The organism is Pseudoalteromonas sp. P1-13-1a (genome assembly GCF_001401875.1).
Classification (GTDB): Bacteria; Pseudomonadota; Gammaproteobacteria; order Enterobacterales; family Alteromonadaceae; genus Pseudoalteromonas.
Window position 1 is genome coordinate 1 of sequence record NZ_LKDV01000123.1, and the last position, 279, is coordinate 279.

Annotated in this window: 2 tRNA genes; both read right to left on the minus strand. The window is 41.2% G+C overall.

The window, feature by feature from the left end:
* Nucleotides 1-11: 11 nt before the first annotated feature.
* A tRNA-Phe gene (locus tag AN391_RS20090) sits at nucleotides 12-87 on the minus strand.
* 124 nt (nucleotides 88-211) lie between these two features.
* A tRNA-Thr gene (locus AN391_RS20095) sits at nucleotides 212-279 on the minus strand.

A 279-nucleotide genomic window follows, 5' to 3' on the forward strand; every position in this document is an offset into this window, starting at 1 on the left:
CTTAAAGTAAATGGTGCCTCGACCCGGAATCGAACCAGGGACACGAGGATTTTCAATCCTCTGCTCTACCAACTGAGCTATCGAGGCACATAAACTGTGCAATTAAACATTTAAAACATTTAATTTAAATAAATGGTGCCGACTAACCAAGTCGACGGGTAACTTGAACAGACTACTGATTACAGTTTCCTTTTCAAATTACTAAAATAAATGGTGCCGACTAACCGAGTCGAACGGTTGACCTACTGATTACAAGTCAGTTGCTCTACCAGCTGAGCT